Here is a 22,652-nt window from a genome sequence, read left to right on the forward strand (position 1 = left end):
ACGGCTCGCGGCGCCGATAGGTTTTCGGCATGTCGCACAGCTCCTTCACCAGCCCGTCCTCCCCCTGGCCCGTCGATCTGGCCCGGCCGCGCTTCGGTGTCTGGGCCCCGGTGTGGGGCCCGTTCGCCGCCCAGCACTACCCCGGCGACCGATTCGACGCCAGCTGGGAGTTCAACCGCCGCTACGTGCTCGAGGCCGAACGCCTCGGCTACGACTCGACGCTGGTGGCCCAGCACAACCTGAACCCGAACGGGCACGAGCTCGCAGAGCTGGAGGCCTGGTCGGGCGCCGCCGCCCTGGCCGCCGTCACCAGCCGGATCGAGATCATCGCGGCGATCAAGCCCTACCTGTTCCACCCGGTGTTCCTGGCCAAGATCGCCGCCCAGATCGCCGAGATCGCCGACGGCCGGTTCGCCCTCAACCTGGTCAACGCCTGGTACAAACCGGAGCTGGAGAAGGCAGGGGTGACCTTTGCCGATCACGACGACCGCTACGCCTACGGCGACGAATGGCTGTCCATCGTCGCGCCGCTGACCGCCGGCGAGCACGTGACCCACCAGGGCGACAACTTCACCATCGACGACTACGTGCTCGCCCCGGCCGACCCCTCGCGCAAGCCGAAGGTGTACCTCGGCGGCGAGTCCGAGCCGGCGCGGGACCTGGCCGCCAAGCGCGCCGACGCCTGGTTCATCAACGGCCAGCCCCTCGACGTGGTGCGCGAGCTGATCGCCTCCGTCGCCGACCGGCCGCGCACCGGCGACCCGATCGAGTTCGGTCTCTCGGCGTTCGTGATCGCCCGCGAGACCGACGAGGAGGCCCAACGCGAACTGGAGCTGTTCTGGCGGCTGGCCGAGGAGGACGCCCCCACGTTGGAGGGGGTCTTCGCCAACGCCGACCCGAAGGCCGTCATGTTCGAGACCTTCCGCAAGTTCCCGCACATCGGCACCAACGGCGGCACGGCGGCCGGGCTCGTCGGCAGTTATGACGACATCGCCGCCCGGCTCGTCGAGTTCTACGACGCCGGGATCGCCCTGTTCATGCTGCAGTTCCAGCCGGCCGAGCGGGAGGCCAAGCGGTTCGCCGAACACGTCTTCCCGCGGGTCGCCGCACTGCTGGCCGACCGTGCCGAGGTGGCGTCGTGAGCGCGGACGTCTGGTTCACCCGGTGCCCGGTCCCGACCGCGTTCTCCCTCGCCGTCAGCACGGGTCGGCTGACCGAGCGGCTGACCGGCCTCGACACGGCGTTCCGCTCGCTGGCCACCGCCCACGACGAGGAAACCCGGACCACCCACTTCACCCAGGCCCAGCCCCGGTCGGTCCGCCACGGCGGGAACATCCCGCCGCTCGTCGCGGCCTCCCGCGGCGCCGACGTCGCCATCATCGGGCTGTCGGTCGCCCCGTCCAACGCGGCACTGCTCGCGCGGCCGGAATCCGGGATCACGTCCGCAGAAGACCTGCGCGGCAAGGTGATCGGGATTCCGCGACGACTCAACGATCCCGTCGATTTCTGGCGCGCCACGGTTCTGCAGGGCGTCACCCGGGCGGTGCGCACCGCCGGCCTGACCCTCGACGACGTGGAGTTGCGTGACATCGAGATCGGGCGCAGTTTCGCGTCGGACTCGACCTCGCGCGACACCGCCGTCGCAACGCTGTGGGACGCCGCGTTCATGCTCGGGTTCCAGCGCGAGGAAAGCGCGGCGTTGTTGTCCGGACGGGTCGACGCGATCTTCGCCGAAGGCGCCAACCGCCCGATCACCGAGGCGTTCACCGGGGCCACCGCCGTCGTGGAGGCCGGCGAGACGGCCCACACCGACCCGCGGTTGTCGTCGAACCTGCGCCCGTTGACGCTCAGCGTCACCGGCGACCTCCTCCGGGCCGACCCGTCCATCGTGGATGCGATCCTCGACGAGACGACCGCGGCCGCCGTCTGGGCGCAGTCCCAGGCCGACGCGGCCCGTCGGATCATCGCGGCCGAAGTCGGCGTCGCCGAGGAACTGCTCGACCGATCATTCGCGCCCGGCCTGGCCGCCGAACTCGACGTGTCCCTCGACCCGGACCGGCTCGTGCTGCTGGAGCACCAGATCGCGTTCCTCTACGACCAGGGCTTCCTCGACCGCGCGGTCGACGTCGCCGAGGTGGTGGTCGACCGCGCCGCGGTGGCCTGACTACCCCGGCCGGGTAAACGCCTGGCGGGCCGCATCGACCTCGGCACGCGTCTTGCACGCGTGCTGGTGGTCGTTGATCAGCCCCATCGACTGGATGAACGCGAACGCGGTGGTCGGCCCGACGAACCGCCAGCCACGCTTCTTCAAATCCTTCGACAGCGCCACCGACGTGGCCGACGTCGTCTTCGTCTGCGGGATGCCGACCTCCCCCGCGTCGGGTTCGAACCGCCAGACGTAGGCCGCCAACGATCCGGCTTCCGCCTCGAGTTCGACCGCGCGGCGGGCATTGTTGATCGCCGCCTCGATCTTGCCGCGGTGCCGCACGATGCCCGGGTCGGCGAGCATCCGCTCCACGTCCGGCTCGTCGAACCGCGCCACCGCGTGGAAGTCGAATCCGGCGAACGCGGACCGAAACGCGTCCCGCTTGTTGAGGATCGTCCGCCAGCTCAGGCCGGATTGAAACCCCTCGAGGCAGATCTTCTCGAACAGCCTGGTGTCATCGCCGACCGGGAAACCCCACTCGGCATCGTGGTAGGCGAGCAATTCCGGTGCGCCACCGGCCCACGCGCAGCGCGGGTCCCCGTCGGGGGCGACGAACGGTTCCATGCGGTGAGTCTAGGACGCCGCGACGACACCCCGCTCGACGAGGAGGTCGACGATCCGCTGCGCCAACTCGGTGACGTCGGCGCCGGTGGTGTCGAACCGCAGATCCGGATCGGTCGGCTTCTCGTACGGTGCGTCCACCCCGGTCAACCCGCGCAGCGATCCCTCACGGGCACGCCGGTACAGACCCTTCGGGTCGCGCCGCTCGCATTCGGCGACCGGCGTCGCCACGTGGACCTCGACGAAGTCGAGTCCGGCGGCGGCATGCAACTCGCGCGCGATGTCACGGTCCGAGCGCAGCGGCGACACCATCGATGCGACGGCGATGACACCGGCGTCGGCGAAAAGCCGGGCCAGGTGCCCGACGCGCCGGATGTTCTCGGCCCGGTCGCCGGGTGAGAATCCGAGGTCGTCGGAGATGCCGTGGCGGATATTGTCGCCGTCGATCAGGTAGGCGACCCGGCCCTGCGAGACGAGCAGCCGCTCCAGCACCACCGCGACCGTCGACTTGCCCGACGCCGGCAGCCCGGTCAACCAGACCGTCGCGCCGCGTTGGCCGGTCTTGCGCCAGCGCTCGTCGCGCGCCAGCGAACTGGGATGCCACTTGATGTCGTTGCGGGTGGCCCGACCGGGCACGACCTCGCGCGCCTCGTCGATGGTGCCGGCCCCGACGGTGTCGTTGGACGCCTCGTCGATGAGGACGAACGCGCCGCCGTCCCGGTTCTGTTCGTAGGTGTCGGCGAGCACCACCGAGGAGGTGCGCAGCGTGACGGTGCCGATGTCGTTGAGGACGAGTTCGCCCGGGCCGACCTGCTCGATCAGGCTGTCCGGGTCGAGCCGCCGATCCAGCGACTGGACGGTGGCGCGCACCGTCGTCGAACCGTGTTTGAGGGCGACGCGGTCGCCGGCGCGCAGCGGCTTCTCGGCCAGCCAGCACACCGTCGCCGACAGTTCCCGGGCCACGACCGGCAGGTGCGCGTCCGCGCGTCCCGACACGATCACGTCGCCGCGCGACACATCGATCTCGTCGGCGAGCTGGATCGACACCGACAACCCGGCCACACCGACCGCCCGACCGTCGTCGAGGGTGTCGAGTGCCACGACGGTGCTGCGGCTGCCCGACGGCAGCACCGTGATCTCATCGCCCACCGCGACCGTGCCGGCGACGATCCGACCGCTGTAGCTGCGGCGGTGTCCTTCACTGGGCCGCGACACCAGCTGCACCGGCAGGCGCAGCTCCCCCGGCTGCGGCGACGGCGCGGCCAACTCCACGTCCTCGAGATACTCCAGCAGGGTGGGACCGTCGTACCAGGGCGTCGACGACGAGCGGTGCACGACGTTGTCGCCGGCCTTGGCGGCGACCGGGATGGCAGTGATCTCGCCGATCCCGACCTGCAGGGCCAGCTCGTCGAGCTCGGCCCGCAGTTCCTCGAAGCGCTCCGCCGAATAGTCGACGAGGTCGATCTTGTTGACCGCGGCCACGACGTGCGGCACGCCGACCAGGGCGGCGATCCGGGCGTGGCGGCGGGTCTGGCGCTGCACCCCGTGACGGGCGTCGACGAGGACCACCGCCACATGGGCGTTGGAGGCACCGGTGAAGGTGTTGCGGGTGTAACGCTCGTGGCCGGGGGTGTCGGCCAGCACGTAGCTGCGGTGCTCGGTGGAGAAGAACCGGTAGGCCACGTCGATGGTGATGCCCTGCTCGCGTTCGCTGCGCAGCCCGTCCGACAGGGCCGCGAGGTCGAGCTGGCCCTGCTGGTCGGTGACCGACTCGATGTGGTCGCTCGGCAGGCTGCCGGTGTCGTGCAGGATGCGGCCGATCAGGGTCGACTTCCCGTCGTCGACGCTGCCGACCGTGGCCAGCCGCAGGAATTGCCGATCGGCGGCAGTGGTGGTCGCGGTCATCAGAAATAGCCTTCCCGTTTGCGGTCTTCCATGGCCGCGCTGGACGTCCGGTCGTCGGCGCGGGTCTCGCCTCGCTCCGACACCGTGGCCTCCTCCACCTCGGCGATGACCTCGGGCAGCGTCGTCGCGGTGGAGCGGACGGCACCGGTGATGGTCAGGTCGCCGACGGTCCGGTAGCGGACCCACTCGGTGGCGACCTTCTCGTCGGGCCGCGGGTGGGTGAACGGCGACGCGGTCAGCAGGATCCCGTCACGGGTGAACACCTCGCGCTGCGAGGCGAAGTAGATCGGCGGCAACTCGATGTTCTCCAGTTCGATGTAGCGCCAGATGTCCAACTCGGTCCAGTTCGACAGCGGGAACACCCGGACCGACTCGCCGCGGCGGATACGGCCGTTGTACAGCGACCACGGCTCGGCGCGCTGGGCGCGCGGATCCCACTGGCCGAACTCGTCGCGGAAGCTGAACACGCGCTCCTTCGCGCGGGCCCGGTCCTCGTCGCGGCGGGCCCCGCCGAAGGCCGCGTCGAACTTGTAGTGCTCCAGGGCGTCGAGCAGCGTGCGCGTCTGCAGCCGGTTGCGCGACCCCGACGGATCGTCGGGTTCCTCGACGCGGCCGGTGTCGATGGATTCCTGCACCGACGCGACGATGAGCCGGATGCCGTCCGGGCGCGCCGCGGTCGGCGTCACCCGCTTGTCACGGAAGGCGATGACCTCGCTGAAATTGTGGCCGGTGTCCACGTGCAGGATCGGGAACGGCAGCGGGTGCGGGCGGAACGCCTTCTCCGCCAGGTGCAGCAACACGATGGAGTCCTTGCCACCGGAGAACAACAGCACCGGGTTCTCCAGTTCGGCCACCACCTCGCGGATGATGTGGACGGCCTCGGATTCGAGGATCCGCAGGGCGGGGATGTGGTCGATCGCGGGATCGACGGTCGTCGTCGACGTGGTCATCTCGGGTATCCGTTCCGGTCGGCATCGGTTCGATAGCGCAGCGCCCACTCCTTGGACCGGGCGTTGGACTGTGGTTTGAGCGACGGCGGGGGCGCGAGCGCCGGATCGAGGCCGAGGGCCGCCAGGACGCGGCCGGTCGTCCCGGTCGGGTCGCGGGTGAGCTCGCCGAACTCGATGTCGACGGTCTCGATCCCCTCCTCGTCGAACCAGGTCCGCCAGCGGCGCTCCTGGTCGGCCAGGATCCCGGCGAGATGCGCGATGCCCTCGGCGTTGTAGAAGGCCTCCTCGTCGGGCACGCCCTCCAGGTGCAGGCCCTCCGGCTCCGGGCTGTCGCGCCAGACGCGGGTCTGCACCGCCCGCCACATCGACACCGCCTGGCCGATCAGGTCGTCGCGGTGGACGTGCACGAACACCGGGTCGGTCCCCAACAGCCACCGCAGCGCGGTGCGCAGCGACCCGGACGCGACGCGGGTCCGCGCGATCAACAGCGGGGTCTGGTTCCACATGAGCTTGCCGCCCCAGACGCCGTTGTCGGTGCGGCCCGCCGCCACCACGTCGGCGCGCCACTGCTGCGCGGTCCGCACATCCACGGTCCCCTGGTCGGTCGCCGCGAGGCCACCGACGATCTGCTCGTCGTCGACGCCGGCGAACCACTCGAGTGGCTGCGGCGCCAGCGACGAGGAAGCGAAGTATTGGAAGAACTCGGCGGGCCGCCCGGCCACACCGGTGGCGGCCAACGACTCCACCAACAGGGTGCTGCCGCTGCGCTGGCTCGCGCAGACGAGATAGGGCTTTGCGTCGGTCACGCGGGGAACGATACGACGGGAGTCGCCACCCCGCGCGACGCCGGATTTAGAACCAGCGCGGGCGAAACGCCGATCGCGGGCGAGGTGGTGCCGGGGTGGGGTTTGCGACGCCTACCCGGCGCCGGAATCGGTGTGCGACTCCGTCGTCCGCCCGACCGTCAGGCCGCCGGCCAGCTCTCGACGCGCGCCGAGCGGCCGGCGCGACGGCAAGGCCTCCTCACCTGGGTCGATAGTCTTGGAACGATTCGCCCAGGCGCGCATGAAGCGCTCGGCAACAGCGGTCCCGACCGCGTCTTCGGGCAGTTCGTCACCGGTCTCGGAGCGCCAGCGGGCCAGCCGTCCGGCCAGGCCCGCCGCGATCTCGGTGTAGAGCGGATCACCGGCCAGATTGTTTCGCTCACGAGGATCGAAACGCAGGTCGTACAGCTCGTGGCGGGCGCGCGGCACGATCGTGGCGCGGGGGTCGAGCGAGCGCGCCGAACTGGAGTCGGCGATGTCGAGGGGCAGCACTAGCTCCGGGCGCGGCGCATAGTTCTCGATATAGCTGAAATCCTTGGTGCGCACGGCCCGGATCGGGTCGAAGGCGTCGTGATAGGTCTTCTCGGTGAACAGCTCGTCGCGGACCGGGGAATCTCCGCTGCCACGGAACGCGCCCGCGTGCGACACCCCGTCGGCCTCGTCGGGAATCGGCTGGCCGAGCAGGTCGAGCAGGGTCGGGGCGAGGTCCACGCCGGAGAACAGGCCGTCGTAGACGAGGCCCGTCGGACCGCCGTTCGGCGGGCGGATGATCATCGCGATCCCGGTGCCCTCGGCGTAGAGGGTCGACTTGGCGCGGGGGAAGGCCACGCCGTGGTCGGTGGCGAAGACGATCCAGGTGTTGGCGTCGAGCCCGGCCCGGGCCACCGCGTCCAGGAGGCGGCCCACGGCGGCGTCGGCCTTGGTGATGCTGCCGTGCAGCCCGGCCAGGTCGGCGCGCACATCGGGGGTGTCCGGGAGGAAGTCGGGCACCCCGATGGTCGTCGGGTCCGGGTGGTCGTACTCGTCGTCGGGATAGGGGCGGTGGGTCTCGAAGAACCCGGCCGTGAGGAAGAACGGCTGGTCGTCGACCCCTTCGCGGGTCAGCCAGGAGATGGCCTCGTCGGTGACGTAGTCGCAACGGGAATCGGAGACGTCGACGGTGTCGAAGCCGAGGCTCGTCGGGTCGGTGCTCTCGTGCTGCATCCCGATCAGCACGGTGCGGTAGCCGGCCGCGCCCAGCAGTGACGGCAACGTCCGGGTGCCCTCGCGGTAACCGAAACCGTGGTGGGCCAGCCCGATGAGACCGTTGCGGTGCGGGTATTGCCCGGTGAACAGCGAACCGCGCGCCGGCGAGCAGAGCGGCGCCGTCGCGTGGGCGTCGGTGAGCCGGATCCCCTCCTCGGCCATCCGATCCAGCGTCGGACTCACCACCCCCTGCGCGCCGTAGCAGGACAGGTGCCGACCCAGGTCGTGCCAGTGGATGAAGATGACGTTCGCGGGTGCATCGGCCATGTCCCCATCATGCCGCAGGAGTGACGACTAACCTGGGACGACGATGGCCGAGCAGACACGAGTACGACGCGGCCGGGGCCGCCCACCCGGTCCGCCGGTCGATCAGAAGCAGCGGCGGGCACAACTGCTCGACGCCGCCGAAGCCGCGATCCGCGAGTCGGGGCCCGACGTCGGGTTGGCCGATGTCGCAGCGGCCGCCGGACTCACCCGGTCGGCGGTCTACGCCTCCTTCGCCGACCGCAACGCGCTGCTCACCGCCCTGGCCAACCGACATGCCCGCCTCATCGTCGAACGGCTTGGCGCGATCATCGGCGGCATCACCGATCCGGCCGATCAGACCCGTGCCGCCATCGACATTTTGGCCGGGTGGTTCGAGGACGAACCCGAACTCGCCCGGGCACTGTCGGCGCACCTGCTGCCGACCACCCCGTCGGCTGACGGAGTCGTGGTCGACGCGCTGACCTCGATCCTCACCGAGGGATTCCGGGCGCGCGGCCGCGACGAGGCGCCCGCCGCGACGTGGGCGCATGCCCTCGTCGGCGCCATCTCGACGACGATCGCATGGTGGTCGACCACGCGTACGGTCAGTCGGTCCGACGTCGTCGACCACCTGTTCCTGCTCGTCTGGTCGGGCTTCGCCGGCCTCGGCTGACCCTCTCCCTTCCGCCGACTGGGCCCTCTTTCTCGCCGACTGGGCCCTCATCCTCGCCGACTGGGCCCTCATCCTCGCCGACTGGGCCCTGATGTCTTGTCCCCGCGCCACGCCGACGGCATTCTTGACGCCCGCCAATGTAAAAGACACACTGTCTTTATGACTGCAACCGTGTCTTCGGCAACGGCGGCCACCATCACCGGCGCACAGAACTGGGACGAGGTGGCCGCCCACCACCCCGACCACGTCCACGCCATGGCGCAGGGACTCCTCGTCGGCGACCCGCGGGCCGACGCGGTGATCACCGAGCTGTTCTCCGGGGCCGCGCACCGGTGGACCGACATCGTCTCCGCGCTCGACGACCCCAGCCTCGTCGACCCGACCTTGCTCGCCGGGGCGCCCGAGTTCCGCGCCTTCCTCGAGCACGCGAGCACCCCACCCGCCTGGTTCGACCCGGCGCTGGCCCGAGCCGGCGCCGACGCCTGGTGGCGCTTCGGGTCGCTGCAGTCGAGCACGCTGTACCAATCGCTGATCTACGGCTATCAGGCCCGCGGCTTCACCCGCCCGCTCGCCGCCACCGGGCGCCTGACCGAGGGGACCTGGGACCGGGTCCAGGCGACGGCCCGCTGGGTCACCCTGGCCACCGCGCCCGGGCTGATGGACGTCGGGGCCGGGGGCTGGGTGGAGACCCTGCGGATCCGCCTGGTCCACGCAATGGTGCGCCACCACCTGCATGCCGCGAACGACTGGGACGACGACGCCTGGGGCGTCCCGATCAACCAGACCTACGCGCAGCTGACCATCACCGCGGGTTTCCTGGCCCTGCCGCTGCACATCGCCAAAGACTTCGGCATCCACTACTCGCGGGCCGACCTCGAGGCCATCACCCACCTCTGGCGGTGGATCGGATGGGTCATCGGCGTCGAGGAGAACCTGCTGCCGACCAGCTACGAGGACGCCATGCGGATCTGGCGGATCTCCCGCGAGTTCCAACTGCAGCCCCACGAGGACGCCAAGACCCTGGTACGAGCCCTGCTCGACGACGGGTACCGCGCCGACCTGGGCCTGCCGGGCCCGCTCAACAATGCCTTCCACCTCGTGACGAAACCGTTCCTGCGACCGGTGTTCGCCGCCGTGTCGACTCGATGGGTCGACGCCGAGATCGCCACCGCAATGGGACTGCGCTCCACGCCGCTGCACCACCTCGTCGACCTGGCCCGCCCGGTGGTCCGATCCCGCGAGCTGGTCCGGGCGATCGGCCTGCTCGGGTCCGAGCGCACCGTCGCGCGCCGCGAACTGCGGCTGGTCACCTGGCGGTTGGGGATCGACCTGACCGACCCGAAGATCGTCGGCGCCCGCTACCGCGCCGCCGACGAGAACCGGATGGACAGCGTCGCATGACCGCCGAGTTCACCCTGTCCCGGATCCTCGACTGCCCGCCGGCCACCGCGTGGCGGCTGGCGACCGATCCCGACCTCATGCGCTCGTGGTCGACGGCCCGGGTCGACCTCGCCGAGCCCGGTCCCGGCGACCGTCCAGACACCGCCGGCACCCTGCGCGTCATCACCCTGCCCGACGGGAAGCGCAAGCTGCGCGAAGTCGTCGAATACGCCGACCCGGCCCGCGAGTTCCGGTACCGCGTGTACGACGGCGGGCCGATGCTGCTGAGTCATCAAGGCGTGCAGCGGTTTTCCGCGACCGATGACGGGCGTACCGAGTTCACCTGGCAGGTGTCGATGCGGCTGATCAGCCCGCCGCTGTCGCACCTGCTGTGCCGGATCATCCGCACGCAGGTCGACGAATCGCTCGACCTGCTCGCCGAGCAGGCGTCGTCGGCCCGTCTCGACGACGAGCCTGCGCCGCCCCTCCCCATGGGGACGCGCCACCCCGTGGGCTCGGCCGGATTCGAGCAACTCCTCGCCGACGCGCAGGAGTCGCTGCGGACCCAGCGCGCACTCGCCGACGAACTGGCCGACGACGACGATCCCAAGCAGTGGTTTGCACGCGTCTATCAGTACGTCACCGAGGAGATGATCACCGCCGCCAGCGGAATCACCCACGGTGCGGCACCGAAGTGCCCGCCGATCGCCCTCGACAACCCCGACTGGGTCCTGGCCCTGATCCCGGTGTTCCACGAGTACTACGAACGGAATCTCACCGGATACCTGACCGGCGCCGAGGTCGAGCCGGCCTGGCAGCGCGCCTGGTCCACCGCCGAGACGAACGACCCCCGACGACCGCACCTCCCGGTGATGAAGGGACTGCTCTACGGCGTCTCCGCCCACATCGACGCAGACCTTCCCCGGGCCCTCGTCGACGTGCATCGCCGCCGCTTCGCCGACCGCGACCTGCGCGAGTTCCGACCCGACTACTTGCGCCTGGCCCCGGTGTTCACCGCGGCCTCGGACCGTCTGCTCGCCGACCTGCCGCGCAGCCACAAGCCGTGGTGGGTCCCGTTGGCGTCGCGGGTGCACCCGCAGTTCCGCGATGCCATGCTGGGGCGCACCGGCTACGACGTCGGGCGCCATCGGGTGAAGACCTTCGCCAGCGCCGTCGACGCGGTGAACAGCAGCGCCGTCTCCCCCGGCTGATGGGGCCGCTCTTTCATCCTTATTGATAACGGTTATCATTAAGGGATGAGTCCTCAGTCCCGCACCCCTGTCACCGTGCTATCCGGTTTCCTCGGCGCCGGCAAAACCACCCTCCTCAACCACATCCTCGCCAACCGCGGCGGATTGCGCGTCGCCGTCATCGTCAACGACATGAGCGAGGTGAACATCGACGCCAAGCTCGTCGACGGCCCGCTGGCCGGCACCGCCGCACTGGACCGCACCGAGGAGAGGCTCGTCGAGCTGACCAACGGATGCATCTGCTGCACCCTGCGCGAGGACCTCGTCGAATCGGTGGCCCGCCTCGCCACCGACGGGCGGTTCGACCACATCGTCATCGAATCGACCGGAATCTCCGAGCCGATGCCGGTCGCCGCCACCTTCGACTGGGAGTTCGACGACGGCTTCTCGCTCTCTTCACTCACTCACCTCGACACCATGGTGACCGTCGTCGACGCCGCCACGTTCCTGGGCGAGCTGACCAAGGGCGAACAGCTTGCCGAGCGGGAGCTCCAGGCCGGCGACGGCGACTCCCGCAACATCGCCGACCTCCTCGTCGACCAGGTCGAGTTCGCCGACGTCATAGCGCTGACCAAGACCGACCTCGTCACCGAAGCCGTCGCCGGTGCGACCGAGGCAACCGTCCGCCGCCTCAACCCCCACGCCGAAATCATCCGGGTGACCCGCGGCGACATCGACCTCGACCAAGTCCTGGGCACCGGGCGCTTCGACGTGAACGCCGCGCGCCAGCTCGCCGGCTGGACCGAGGAGATGACCAACGCGCACACCCCCGAGACCGAGGAGTACGGCATCGGCAGCACCGTGTTCCGCGCCGACCGGCCCTTCCACCCGCAGCGGCTCGCGGCGGCGCTCGACGGCCTGCGCGGAATCCTGCGCAGCAAGGGGTTCTGCTGGGTGGCCACCCGCCCGGATCTGGCGGCCATCTGGTCGCAAGCCGGCCCCAACCTGTTCATCGAGGCCGCCGGACCGTGGACCAACACCGACGAACGCCCCGGACAGGAGATCGTGTTCATCGGCGTGCACCTCGACCGCAGTGAGCCCGCCCGGCTGCTGTCCGAGGCCCTGCTCACCGACGACGAGTGGGCGGCCGGCCCGACGGCCTGGGCCGACTTCCCCGATCCGCTGCCCGCCTGGGCCGGCCCGCACGTGCACGCGTAACCGGCACGAGCGGCCCGGGCGCCTCGTACGATGAGTCGCACCGCCGTCGGAAGGCCGCCGATGAACCACCGCCACACCAGCCACTCCGTCTACCCGGATGGGTTCTACGCCGACGACGGGCGCGACTTCGCCGTGCGACTCCTGTTGGGGTACTGCGCTTCTGGCGGTGCCGATGTCGGCGAGGTGCTGACCACCATTGCCGGCTGCCGCGACGACCACGACGAGGAGTGGTCGAACGCGTGGCTGGCCCTGGGCCGCCGCCTCGTCGCTGCCGCCGATGGGTCGAGCCGATCCGGGCACCGGGTGAGCGCCGCTTCGGCCTACCTGCGGGCGGCGAACTACTTGTCGCAGGCCTTCGACGGCCTCGACGGCATCGCCGACGACGCGCAGCGGATGCCGGTCTTCGCCGAGCACCGGGCGGCGTGGGAGAAGTTCCTCGACCACGGCGACTTCGACGTGGCGCGGCTGTCCATCCCGTACGAGGGGTCGACCCTTCCGGGCTGGTACCTCACGCCGACGCACGGGCACACCGGCGCGACCCTGGTGGTCATCAACGGCAGCGACGGGTCGGTGTCGGCGCTGTGGTCGGCCGCGGCATTCGGAGCGTTGGCCCGCGGCTACGGCGTCGTCCTCTACGACGGTCCGGGCCAACAGTCGATGCTGTTCGAACGCGGCATCGGCTTCCGCCCCGACTGGGAGGCGGTACAGACCCCGGTCACCGACCACGTGCTGACGCTGCCCGGCGTCAACCCGAACCGCCTGGCGCTGTACGGGATCAGCCAGGCCGGCTACTGGGTGCCGCGCTCGTTGGCCTTCGACCACCGCTATGCCGCGGCCATCGCCGATCCCGGCGTCGTCGACGTGGCGGCCTCGTGGACGAAGCATCTGCCCAAGCACCTGACCGACCTCCTCCATGCGGGCAAGGCGCAGGCGTTCAACCGGGACCTGGCGATGGGGTTGAAGCTGTCCCCGGCCACCCGGCGCATGTGGGATTGGCGGGCCCGCCCGTATCGCGCCGCGGACCCGGACGCCACCGATTTCGACACGGTCACCGCCGTTGGCGAGTACCGGATCACCCCGGATCTGGCCGCATCGATCACGACGCCGCTGCTGATCACCGACCCCGACGACGAGCAGTTCTGGCCCGGCCAATCCGACGAGTTGGCCGCCCGCTGTGCGGACGGCCTCGCCACCGTCGTCCGGTTCACCACCGCCGAGGGGGCCAGCTGGCATTGCCAGCCGATGGCGCGGTCGCTGACCGACGAGCGCATGTTCGACTGGCTCGACGACCAGCTCTCCCCTCCGCCGAGTGGGCCCTAAATCCCGCCGACTGGGCCCTCATTTCTGCCGACTGGGCCCTCATTTCTGCCGACTGGGCCCTCAGTGCCCGCCGCGAATGAGCTCCGCAATCTCGGAGCGGTCGGCGACGTCGAGTTTGGTGCACGCTCGGTAGACATGCCCTTCGACGGTGCGCACCGAGACGAACAGCCGATCGGCAATCTCCTTGTTGCTCAACCCCGCCGCGACGAGGTTGGCGATCTCGCGTTCCCTCGCGGTCAGCGGCAGCGGTTGGGCCGCAGTCACCAACGCCGGGGTCCGCGCCCCACCGCATTCCGCCGCGAGCCGATTCGCCAGCGACGCCGCGGCCACCGACGCCGACCGGGCGCCGCTGTCGGCATGAAGCACACTCGCCTGCGCCGACGAGTCGGCGGCGGCCAGCTTGAACCCCAATGCGGTGAATTCGTCGGATACCTCGTCGAGCACCGCGGCATCCCCGTCGACGACCGCCCGGGCATGCCTGGCGTAGACGTCGCTCAACGGTCCGTCGAGCCGACCGGCGAGCTCGGCCAGCCGTTGCGCCCCTGCCCCGTCGCCGAATCGCGCAGCCAGATGCCAGGCCTCGGCCTCGATCGCGAATTGCCCTGAGGCAGCAGCATTCTGGGCAGCCGTCACCGCCAGCTCCGCGGCGCGGGAGTACATCCCCGAACCGGCCGCCTGCCATGCGGCGGCCACGTCGAGGGTCGGCCCGAAAACCGCGACGTGCTCGTCGTAGAACGCGCGGGCGGTGGCCAGCGCCTCGCCTGCGGCATCACCCTGACCAAGGCCGGCCAACGCAATGACCTGCAGCATGAAGGCGGGGTAGCTCCACGACGCCGCCGTCCCCTCCTCGCCGAGCGCGGCAAGAGTCTGGTCGAGCCGTTCGGTCGCCCCTTTGAGGTCGCCCCGCATCACCGCGACCTCGGCGGCGTGAATGCCCGACAGTGCCCACCCGAGGTAGTGCCCGGCCGAGGAGAAGTCGAGGTAGTGCTGTGCCGCCGCCTCTGCGTCGGCGAGGTGCCCCGGCAGGGTTAACGCCAAGATCTCGCCGAATCCCGCGGGGAACCGGAGTAGTCCATCGGTGACCCGCTCGGCCTCGCGCGCCTTGGCCGCAAGCGGGGCCACCTCGTCGCCCCGACCGCTCAGCGCACGCGACAGGCTGCCGCCGAATACCGCCCATTCCACCGCCCACGGTGTCGCCAACGGATCGCCGAGCACCTCGTCGGACAAGGTGATCGCCTCGTCGAGGCGGTTGGTGAACAGCGCCATCGCCGACGCCACGCCCTTGACGATGAGTGCGAGCGCCGGCTCGGTCACCCGGCTCCCGACGAGGTCGAGCACCGCCTTGGCCTGTGCGGCGTCACCGACGGCCCAGAACAGGTTGCCGATCCGCAACAGTCCCCATCGGATGAGCTCGACCTGGTCGAACCCGTCGGGGTCGAAACCGGCGAGTGCCGCCTCTGCCTCGTCGGCCCGGCCCTGCCACATCAACGCGCGGGCCAACGGCTCGACGGCGCCGAGTCCTTCCCCGGCGTCGACCGCGGCTTGGGCGAAGCGTTGCGCCATCGGGATGTTCGCCAGGGTCAGCGCTTCGCGCGCCGCCGCCGCCAGATCGTCACCGGCGATGTCCACGTCGGAATCGAGCCCCAAGTCGGCGATCAGAATGCGGTCCGCGGCGGTCCGAACCGGCTGCGCCTGCAAGACCGACACCAGCTTGCCGCGCAGCCGGCGGGCGGCGAGGGAGCCGAGACGGCGGCGGATGACCTCACCGAACAAGGGGTGGGTGTAGAGCACCCGCAGCGTTCGGCCCTCGCGTGCGATCCGGACCACACCGAGCGCCTCGGCGCGTTCCACCGCAGCCTCACCGGTCAGTTCCACCAGCGCGTCCAGCGACGCCGGCTCGCACAGGCTCAGGTACTGCAGCACGCTGAGCACCTCGTCGTCGAGCCGGTCGATCCGTCCTTCCAACAACGACGCCAGCTCCGAGGTGATCGCGGTGCGGCCGCGCAACTGCCAGACGCCGTTGTGCTCGCGCAGGGTCCCGGCCTCGATCGCGCCATCGACGAGGTGCCGCAGGAACAGCGCGTTGCCCCCCGATGCATCCCACATCAGGTCGGCCGAGAGGCCTTCGAGTCGCCCACCCAGGACCGACTCGACCAGTTCGACGCTCTGCTGCTTGCTGAACGGGTCGAGCGTCATCCGCAACAGGTGCCGGTCCTTCCACAGCGACGTCACCGCGTCGGGCACGGCTTCCCCGCTCCGGACGGTCGCGACGATGCGCACCGCACGATCGATGGCGAGTTGGTGCAGCAGGGTCGCGGACAACTCGTCGAGCAGGTGCGCATCGTCGACGCCGATGATTGCCTGCCCTTCGGCCAGCAGCGACTGCCGCGCGGCGGCGAGGTAGGCGACCGGGTCGCTCGTCGCCGACGGCCCGACCAGGTGGGCGAAGACGCCGAGCGGAATCGTGCGGGCCGACTCCGTGCCGGCCACCCATCGGGCGCCACCGAGCTCCGACGTCACCATTCGGGCCAGCGTCGTCTTACCGACTCCGGATTCCCCGGTGAGGATGATGCCGCAACTATCCGACTCGGCTTGCAGCGCATCTCGAATCACCTGGAATTCGTCGGCTCTCCGCACCAACGGCCATTCGAACGGCATGGATAAATGGTAGTAGCGGAGAGAACGAAAAACGCCCCAACGGCAGATGTGCGGGACACTCGTCCCACACCGGGAACGCTACTCCTCCCAGCCGATGTCCTCGACCGGCCCGACGAAGAACATCCCGGCGCCATAGTTGGCGAGTTTGCGCTTGACCGCGACCATGGTCGGGCCGTTGGTCAACGGCAGATTCGAATACTGCCGGAAAGCGTCCGCTTCGACGTCGTTCGCCGCCCTGATCTGGGCGTTTGGGTCCGCGATTTGTTGCACCCGCCGGATGCGCGCATCCAATTCCGGGGAACCCGCGCCAGATCGGTTCAGCTGAGAATTCGAGCACCAGATTTGGCAGAGGTACGCGACCCCAAAAGGATCGCTCGAACTGAATCCCATCATGAATACATCGAATTCTTTGTCTTGAATCACCTTGGAGAAATCCGAGCTGGGCCGCACCTGGATCGCCAGCGATATCCCAACCTGCTTCAGCATGGCCTGCATCGCCCGCGCGAGATTCGACGACGTCGCGTCGTCGCCGAGAATCGGCAGCGTCAGCGCGAGCCGTTGGCCGCCGCGGTGGCGCACCCCGTCGGCCCCGACGACCCACCCGGCCTCGTCGAGCAGTCGACGGGCCCGGTCCTGGTCATGGGTGACGGTCGTGCCCAGGTTGTCCCGGTACCCCGGCTGGAACGGGAACAGCAGGAACGACCCCGGCAACTCCTCGGTGTAGCCGAGACCAGTGAACCGGATGCGGGCGAGGATCTCCCGGTCGATACCGCGCAGCACCGCCTCGCGCACCCGGGCGTCGCGCAACGCCGGGGTGGCCAGATTGACGACGAGCAGCGAGTTCGCCGGCGTGGCCGACACCCGCACGTCGATCCCACTCATGGTGATGACCTGCGCCCGGTTGTCCTTGCTGCCGACGCCGGTGGCATCGAGCTCGCCGTTGCGGAAGGCGTTGATCGCCGCTTGCGGCTCCATCTGACGGAACACCCGGCGGTCGAGCTTGCCGCGATGACCCCACCACTTGGGGTTGCGGGTGAAGACCACGGTCTTGGCGTTGGGGTCGTAGGACTCGACGGTGTAGGGGCCCGCCCCCAGGTCGGCGCGCGGATTCTTGAGGTAGGAGCGGTTGAAGTCATCCGGGGTGACGATCTTCGGGTGGACCAGGTTGTTGAACAGCCCGTCCGGCCACGCCCAGATACCGCGGAATCGGACGACGGCCTGCTTGGCGTCGACGCCGCGGGTCACCGATTCGATCTGGTCATATCCGTCGGTGCTGCTCGCCGCGTAGCGCACATCGGCACCGCTGTTGAGCCGCCAGGTGTTCGCAAACGCGCGCCAATCGATGGGCGTCCCGTCGTTGTAGGTCGCCCGTGGATTGATCGTGTAGGTGACGACGGTCCGGCCGTCGACCACCGCCTTGGTCACGTCGGTGAGGTAGTCCCGGTTGAAGGAGTACTTCCCGTCTGGTGAGAAATACGCCAGCACCGGGTTGTACCAGCGCCACAGTGCGAGGGTGTACGCCGTGCCGTCGGCGTGAAAGCTGTTCCACTGCGGCGTGATCTCGGTCAGCGCCGTGGTGAGACTCCCGCCATCACGCAGCTTTTCGCGCGGCTGCTCGTTCAGCTGCGCCTTCCCCGGCTCGACCGTGCTGGTGGCCGAGAGGTCGACGCCGCATGCACCGATGGTCGTACCCACCAACAGCACGGCAAGCAACCGCACGGCCACCAATCGCTTCCTCATGAATCCGCCTCCGTCGCTTCCGGCGCCCCCATCGTCGGCTCCCTCGTCCCCGGCACACCCGTCGCCGGCACCGCAATGCGGGCGCGCCGCGGGTCCAACGGCGGCACGGCACTGATCAACTCACGCGTGTAGGGATGCTGCGGGTGCCCGAAAACCTGTGTGGTGGGGCCGATTTCGACGATCTCCCCGGCCTTCATCACCGCCACCCGATGGGCGATCTTGCGCACGACGGCCAGATCGTGTGCGACGAGGAGGTAAGCCACACCGGTGTTTTCCTGGACCTCGAGCAGCAGGTCGAGGATGTCGCCCTGAATTGAGACGTCCAGCGCCGACAACGGCTCGTCAAGGGCGATCACCGACGGCGCGGTGGCCAGTGCGCGGGCGATGGCCAATCGCTGACGTTGGCCGCCAGAGAAGGCTCGCGGAAACCGGTCGCCGTGGTCGGGTTCCAGTCCGACCTTGGTGAAGAGCTCGGCCACGCGCACGTAAGCCTCGTCACGGGAGACCCCCGCCACGCGCAGCGGCTCGGCCACCACATCGCGCGCCGTCAACCGCGGATCCAGCGCACCGGCGGGATCCTGGAAGACCATGGAGATCTCACGCCGCAGTGCTCGCGCGGTCCGACCGCGGGTGGCAGCCGGGTCGACGCCGGCAATCGTGACCACACCCGGCGACTGGGTGAAACCCATGATCTCGTGCAGCGTCGTCGACTTGCCGCTGCCGGATTCGCCCACGATTGCCAGCGTCTCCCCGGCGGCCAGATCGAACGAGACACCTTTAACCGCTTGCACCTCCCCGGTCCGCCGCCGCAGGAACCGCGACGTGACGGCGAAGGTCTTGGCCAGGTCGTCGACGGCCAGCGGTGGCGCATCCTCCGCGTCGTCGGACCCGGAGTCGGTGCGCGCCAATGGTTCCCGCATCGGCCCGTCGATGCGCGGCACGGCACCGAGCAGCCGCACCGTGTACGGATCGCGCGGGTCGTCGAACAGCTCCTCGACGGGTGCCCGCTCCACCGCGTCGCCGCCGTTCATGACGACCACGTCGTCGGCGATGCGCGCCACCACGCCGAAGTCGTGGGTGATGAGCAGCAGACCGGCATCGGTCTCGTGTTGCAGCGTGGTGAGCAGTCGGAGAACCTGTCCGGCGACGGTGACGTCGAGTGCGGTGGTCGGCTCGTCGGCGATGATGAGGTCGGGCTCGTTGGCGATCGCCATGGCGATCATGACCCGCTGCCGCTGACCCCCGGAGAGCTGGTGCGGGTAGGCCTGCGCCCGCGTGTGCGGGTCGGGGATCCCGACCGCCTCGAGGAGCTCGACGGCGCGCGCACGGGCGGCCGCGGCGCCGATCGACCGGTGCGCCTGCAGCGCTTCGACGATCTGGGCGCCGACGGTGAACACCGGCGTCAGCGAGGACAGCGGGTCCTGGAAGATCATCGCGATCTCGTTGCCGCGGATCTCCGACAGCGCCTTGTCGTCGAGGCCGATCAACTCCCGGCCGTTCAACCGCGCCGACCCGGCGACCGACGCCGCGTCGGGCAGCAACCCCATGATTGCCAGCGCGGACGCCGACTTGCCCGAACCCGATTCGCCGACGATGGCCAGCGTGCGGCCGCGTTCGACAGTCAGGTCGAGCCCGCGCACCGCGTCGACCCGGCCCGCCTCCGAACCGAAGGCGACTCGCAGATCCGACACCGCCAACAGCGGGCTCATGCGACTCCTCCCGCGTCGGCCGCCCGTGCCGGTTCGGCGACGGTGGGGTTGGCGGCGTTGGGATCCAGCGCGTCGCGCAGCCCGTCGGCCATCAGCGTCATCGAAACGGTGAGCAAGGTCAGGACACCGGCCGGGAAGTAGAACAACCACGGCGACGCGACGATCGTCCCGACGCCGGCCTGCAGCAGCGAACCGAGCGAGACGTCGGGGATCTTGACGCCCAACCCCAGGAACGAGAGTCCGGTCTCGGTGAGCACCGTCCCGACGACACCGAGCGCGAAGTTGATGACCAGCAACGACGAGAGGTTCGGGATGATGTGCCGGGCGATGATCGTGAACGGCCGCTCCCCCATGTACCGGGCGGCGATGACGAACTCGCGCTCCCGCAACGACACCGCCATCGAGTGCACGACGCGCGCCAACATCATCCAGCCGAACACGATGAGCGCCACGATGATCCAGCGCCAGTCACCGCCGGTGGCGTTGGCGGTGAGGGCGAGGATGAGGAAGCTGGGCACGACGAGCAGCAGGTAGATGACGCCGAGGACCGTCTTCTCCACCCAGCCGCCGAAGAACGCGGCCAGTGAGCCGGCCACCGCGGCGATCAGCGTCGTACCGACCGCCACGGCCAGGGCGATGATCAACGAGCGCTGGAGGCCGTGGACCACCTGGGCGTAGAGGTCGTTGCCGGCGTCGTTGGTGCCGAACCAGTGGCCGCGGCTCGGCGGGAAGCCGATCGCGAGAAAGTCGGAATCGGTGTAGTTGTAGTGGGTCAGGAATCCACCGAACAGTGCGAAGAGGACGAGCAGGACGAACAGGATCAGCCCCGCGACGGCCGAGCGTCGTCGGGAGAACCGTTGCCACATCAGGGATCTCATCGTTCACTCCGCACTCGTGGATCGAGCATCACCACGGCGACGTCGGCGAGGATCGCGCCGATCGCGGTCGCCAGGGCGCCGAACGCCGCGACCGCGACCGCGCCGTGGATGTCATTGGTGTTGATCGAGGTGACGAAATACCGGCCCATGCCCTCCCAGCCGAAGATGGTTTCGGTGATCACCGCGCCGGTGAAGATCGCGGGGATGGCGAAGGCGACGCCGACCGCGACCGGGATGATCGCGGTGCGCAACGCGTGCTTGCGCACGGCACGGCCACGCGTGAGCCCCTTGGCCCGGGCGGTTCGGACATAGTCGGCGTCGACGGTGTCGAGGAGCAGTGAGCGCTGCAGGAAGTGCAGACCCGCATATTGACCGAGGACCAGCGTGATCGTCGGGAGCGCAAGATGTTTCAGACGGTCGACGACCGTGGGCCAGAAGCCGTGGATGTCGATGCTTCGCGCCCCGGAGACCAGGAAGATCGATTGGCCGGTCTTCTGGTTGATCGTGATCCCGATCAGCACGACGGCCAGCCCGAGAACGGCGATCGGGAGGTTGATGAAGAAGATCGAGATAGCCTGGAAGACCCGGTCGGACACCTGGTACTGGCGCATGGCGGTGTAGACACCCAGGCCGACTCCCAGGAGGGTGGCGAGCACCGTCGCACCGAAGACGAGTTGCGCGGAAACCCCTGCCCGATAGGCGATTTGGCCGTTGACGCTCTCGCCGACCGGACTGGTTCCCCAGTCCCAATGCAACAGGATGCCGGTGAGCCAGTGCCACCAGCGCTCAAGGATCGGGGTCTTGTCGTTGAGGTTGTAGGCGGTCAGCTGGGCGTCGACCACGGCGGGCGGCAGCGGTGGTCGTCGTGCCGCGTAGTTGGACCGGGGATCGAGGAAGGCGGCGGCGACGAAGTAGGTCAGATTCACCGCGACGAAGACGAGCACCGCCCAGGTGCCGACCCGCCTCGCGATGTACCCGATCAAGTCCGGACCCCTTTCGTCCGCCGTGCGCGTTGTCTGCGGCTGTTCCGCGTCCGTTCAGTATCGCCGAGTGGGCCCCATTTTCCGCCGACTGGGCCCACTTTCCCGCCGAGTGGGCCCTCGATCTCGCCGACTCGGCCGACCCACGATCGTCAACCACCGGTTGACGCGCAGCGAACGTCAACCTAGAGTTGACGCATGGCTGAATCTGAGATCACCCCCGCACAACTCACCGGAATCCGACTCGACGACCTGATCGCGGGGATCCGCAAGGCCTACGACGATCCGCTCGAGCAACTCACCGGCGCAATGACGGCCTCGGAACACCTGGGTGAAGTCGGCGACTCACTCATCGGTCACTTCGTCGACCAGGCTCGCCGAGCCGGCCAACCTTGGAGCGCCATCGGCGCGAGCATGGGCGTGACGAAGCAAGCAGCACAGAAGCGCTTCACCTCACGGGACAGCGGGAGCGACATGTTCGCCCGATTCACCCCTCGTGCACGAAATGTCTTGGTCCGCGCCCACGACGACGCGGTCCGCGCCCAGGTGACGGCCATCGACCCCGGTCTCCTGCTCCGCCACCTGCTTTCCGATGAGCAGTCATTGGCCGTCGTCGCCCTGCGCAAAGCCGGCGCCGACGTCCCTGGATTGCGCAAGTCCTCAGGTGACCCGACTCCGCAGGACGTCACCCTGCCCAACGACGCGCCAACGCTGGTTCCATACTCGGACGACTCCAAACGCACATTGGAGCGCACCGTCGCCATTGCCGTGGACAAGGGCCACAACTACGTCGGAACCGAACACCTCCTGTTGGCCCTATTCGACGACGAGAAGACCGCCGCGAACCTGGCAGAGTTCGGAGCACACGCCAGCGCCGTCGACGGCGCGATCACCGACCTTCTCGCGACGGTCTCGTCGGACCGCTAGGGCCCACTCGACGAGATCGAGGGCCCACTCGACGAAAACGAG

18 protein-coding genes are annotated in these 22,652 nt (G+C 69.4%); 8 read left to right on the plus strand and 10 right to left on the minus strand.

Annotation, left to right across the window (positions count from 1 at the left end):
• Positions 1 to 29 precede the first annotated feature (29 nt).
• Positions 30 to 1,142 (plus strand): LLM class flavin-dependent oxidoreductase, encoded by a 1,113-nt coding sequence (locus tag nbrcactino_RS16380; RefSeq protein WP_161928534.1) that lies wholly within the window; start codon positions 30 to 32, stop codon positions 1,140 to 1,142.
• Entirely contained in the window at positions 1,139 to 2,164 is a 1,026-nt protein-coding gene (locus nbrcactino_RS16385; protein WP_161928535.1) for an ABC transporter substrate-binding protein, read from the plus strand. Before nbrcactino_RS16380 ends, nbrcactino_RS16385 begins: the two co-directional genes overlap by 4 nt.
• On the opposite strand, the gene nbrcactino_RS16390 is transcribed toward nbrcactino_RS16385, so the two are convergent.
• From nbrcactino_RS16390 to nbrcactino_RS16410, 5 genes are all read right to left on the minus strand, one after another.
• Entirely contained in the window at positions 2,165 to 2,770 is a 606-nt protein-coding gene (locus nbrcactino_RS16390; RefSeq protein ID WP_161928536.1) for a DNA-3-methyladenine glycosylase I, read from the minus strand. It lies immediately after the preceding gene.
• A 9-nt stretch (positions 2,771 to 2,779) separates the two neighbouring features.
• Positions 2,780 to 4,672, minus strand: a complete 1,893-nt coding sequence (gene cysC, locus nbrcactino_RS16395) for an adenylyl-sulfate kinase (RefSeq protein ID WP_161928537.1) — start codon at positions 4,670 to 4,672, stop codon at positions 2,780 to 2,782.
• Positions 4,672 to 5,622, minus strand: a complete 951-nt coding sequence (gene cysD, locus nbrcactino_RS16400; RefSeq protein ID WP_161928538.1) for a sulfate adenylyltransferase subunit CysD — start codon at positions 5,620 to 5,622, stop codon at positions 4,672 to 4,674. Before cysD ends, cysC begins: the two co-directional genes overlap by 1 nt.
• Positions 5,619 to 6,428 carry a trehalose 2-sulfotransferase gene (stf0, locus tag nbrcactino_RS16405; protein ID WP_161928539.1) on the minus strand — a complete coding sequence of 270 codons (810 nt, stop codon included), beginning with the start codon at positions 6,426 to 6,428 and terminating at the stop codon, positions 5,619 to 5,621. Before stf0 ends, cysD begins: the two co-directional genes overlap by 4 nt.
• A gap of 111 nt (positions 6,429 to 6,539) precedes the next feature.
• On the minus strand, positions 6,540 to 7,958 hold the full coding sequence (locus nbrcactino_RS16410) for a sulfatase family protein (protein ID WP_161928540.1): 1,419 nt from the start codon (positions 7,956 to 7,958) through the stop codon (positions 6,540 to 6,542).
• Between the two features lie 43 nt (positions 7,959 to 8,001).
• Here nbrcactino_RS16410 and nbrcactino_RS16415 point away from each other — a divergent pair, with 43 nt between their 5' ends.
• From nbrcactino_RS16415 to nbrcactino_RS16435, 5 genes are all read left to right on the plus strand, one after another.
• The gene (locus nbrcactino_RS16415) at positions 8,002 to 8,610 is read left to right on the plus strand and encodes a TetR/AcrR family transcriptional regulator (protein WP_161928541.1); all 609 of its coding nucleotides are present in this window, start codon (positions 8,002 to 8,004) and stop codon (positions 8,608 to 8,610) included.
• Between the two features lie 159 nt (positions 8,611 to 8,769).
• Positions 8,770 to 10,011, plus strand: coding sequence for an oxygenase MpaB family protein (locus tag nbrcactino_RS16420; RefSeq protein ID WP_161928542.1), 1,242 nt, complete (start codon positions 8,770 to 8,772; stop codon positions 10,009 to 10,011).
• On the plus strand, positions 10,008 to 11,201 hold the full coding sequence (locus nbrcactino_RS16425) for an SRPBCC family protein (protein ID WP_161928543.1): 1,194 nt from the start codon (positions 10,008 to 10,010) through the stop codon (positions 11,199 to 11,201). The genes nbrcactino_RS16420 and nbrcactino_RS16425 overlap by 4 nt, the downstream gene beginning before the upstream one ends.
• A gap of 45 nt (positions 11,202 to 11,246) precedes the next feature.
• Complete coding sequence (locus nbrcactino_RS16430) at positions 11,247 to 12,398, plus strand: GTP-binding protein (RefSeq protein ID WP_161928544.1); 1,152 nt, start codon at positions 11,247 to 11,249, stop codon at positions 12,396 to 12,398.
• A 60-nt stretch (positions 12,399 to 12,458) separates the two neighbouring features.
• Positions 12,459 to 13,718: an alpha/beta hydrolase family protein gene (locus tag nbrcactino_RS16435; RefSeq protein WP_161928591.1), complete on the plus strand. Its 1,260-nt coding sequence runs from the start codon at positions 12,459 to 12,461 to the stop codon at positions 13,716 to 13,718.
• 60 nt (positions 13,719 to 13,778) lie between these two features.
• Here the strand turns inward: nbrcactino_RS16435 and nbrcactino_RS16440 are convergent, their stop codons facing one another.
• From nbrcactino_RS16440 to nbrcactino_RS16460, 5 genes are all read right to left on the minus strand, one after another.
• Positions 13,779 to 16,376 carry a helix-turn-helix transcriptional regulator gene (locus nbrcactino_RS16440; RefSeq protein WP_161928545.1) on the minus strand — a complete coding sequence of 866 codons (2,598 nt, stop codon included), beginning with the start codon at positions 16,374 to 16,376 and terminating at the stop codon, positions 13,779 to 13,781.
• A 78-nt stretch (positions 16,377 to 16,454) separates the two neighbouring features.
• The gene (locus tag nbrcactino_RS16445; protein WP_161928546.1) at positions 16,455 to 18,116 is read right to left on the minus strand and encodes an ABC transporter family substrate-binding protein; all 1,662 of its coding nucleotides are present in this window, start codon (positions 18,114 to 18,116) and stop codon (positions 16,455 to 16,457) included.
• Positions 18,113 to 19,825: a dipeptide ABC transporter ATP-binding protein gene (locus tag nbrcactino_RS16450; protein ID WP_161928547.1), complete on the minus strand. Its 1,713-nt coding sequence runs from the start codon at positions 19,823 to 19,825 to the stop codon at positions 18,113 to 18,115. The genes nbrcactino_RS16445 and nbrcactino_RS16450 overlap by 4 nt, the downstream gene beginning before the upstream one ends.
• Positions 19,822 to 20,703 carry an ABC transporter permease gene (locus nbrcactino_RS16455; RefSeq protein WP_161928548.1) on the minus strand — a complete coding sequence of 294 codons (882 nt, stop codon included), beginning with the start codon at positions 20,701 to 20,703 and terminating at the stop codon, positions 19,822 to 19,824. Before nbrcactino_RS16455 ends, nbrcactino_RS16450 begins: the two co-directional genes overlap by 4 nt.
• Positions 20,700 to 21,686, minus strand: coding sequence for an ABC transporter permease (locus nbrcactino_RS16460; RefSeq protein WP_161928549.1), 987 nt, complete (start codon positions 21,684 to 21,686; stop codon positions 20,700 to 20,702). Before nbrcactino_RS16460 ends, nbrcactino_RS16455 begins: the two co-directional genes overlap by 4 nt.
• Positions 21,687 to 21,881: 195 nt before the next feature.
• On the opposite strand from nbrcactino_RS16460, the gene nbrcactino_RS16465 reads away from it, so the two are divergent.
• Positions 21,882 to 22,610 carry a Clp protease N-terminal domain-containing protein gene (locus nbrcactino_RS16465; protein ID WP_161928550.1) on the plus strand — a complete coding sequence of 243 codons (729 nt, stop codon included), beginning with the start codon at positions 21,882 to 21,884 and terminating at the stop codon, positions 22,608 to 22,610.
• Positions 22,611 to 22,652: the final 42 nt, after the last annotated feature.

The sequence above is a fragment of the Gordonia crocea genome, assembly GCF_009932435.1.
Lineage (GTDB): Bacteria > Actinomycetota > Actinomycetes > Mycobacteriales > Mycobacteriaceae > Gordonia > Gordonia crocea.